The following is an 804-nucleotide window of genomic DNA, read 5'->3' as shown; positions in this document are numbered from 1 at the left end:
ATTTATACGTTTAGTTTTTAATTCCGCTATTGCAACCAACGTTAGCGTATAAATTTCAGTTGCGGAAAATCGGTACGATTTTCCAATTGAACTGAAAGATAGAAAATTGCAATGAATTTCCGCAGGAAATTCAGCCGCAATTGAATTTATACATTGTTACCCGACGTTTTTTTAATCACTTTTCTTTATGTAATTCTTTACCAATTCATTATAACAATCCATTGAAGTAAACTGTGTGCAACTTATTCCAACGAGTTCGATGTGTTTTTCGTTTCTTATTTTTTCTTCAAATTCCAAATCGTGATTATATGGATCCAGAAAATATTTGAGTTGTCGATTTATCAAGTCATATTCAAAACGCTTTTTAATTTTTTCACAAGAGTCATACTCAAAATACTCAAAATATTCAGATATACCTTCATTGCATTGGATTCTGTCATAGTTGTCTTTTGCCAAACGAAGGTTGAAAAACAATGAGATGCAAAAAGCGATGGTTGCAAATATTAATAGGACATTAAAAGCTTTTTTGAATTTCGCTATTATTAAGTAGAAAACAAAACAAAAAAATCCAAAAAATAAAAATAATTTCCCATAAGTTAAATCCTGAACAACACTTAATGTCTCGTCTCGGTATTTAATATTTAAAATTAAAAGAATAGTATTAATTGCAAATACTATAGAGAATATTTTAGTTTTGAATTGCATTCTCAAATGTTGGGTAACGGTTTGGTATAGGTTTAGTTGCGGCTTAAAATCCGAAGGATTTTCAGCATTAAGCAACTAAGATAGTAAATTGGTATGAAT

At 29.4% G+C, this 804-nt stretch carries 1 protein-coding gene; it reads right to left on the bottom strand.

Annotation, left to right across the window (positions count from 1 at the left end; genetic code table 11):
• Positions 1–171: 171 nt before the first annotated feature.
• Positions 172–705, bottom strand: coding sequence for a hypothetical protein (locus WA340_RS12755; RefSeq protein WP_336129365.1), 534 nt, complete (start codon positions 703–705; stop codon positions 172–174).
• Positions 706–804 lie beyond the last annotated feature (99 nt).

This window comes from Mesoflavibacter sp. CH_XMU1422-2, assembly GCF_037029245.1.
Classification (GTDB): domain Bacteria; phylum Bacteroidota; class Bacteroidia; order Flavobacteriales; family Flavobacteriaceae; genus Mesoflavibacter; species Mesoflavibacter zeaxanthinifaciens.
The sequence above is the reverse complement of the archived record's forward strand: the minus strand, read 5'-3'. Positions and strand labels throughout refer to the sequence as shown.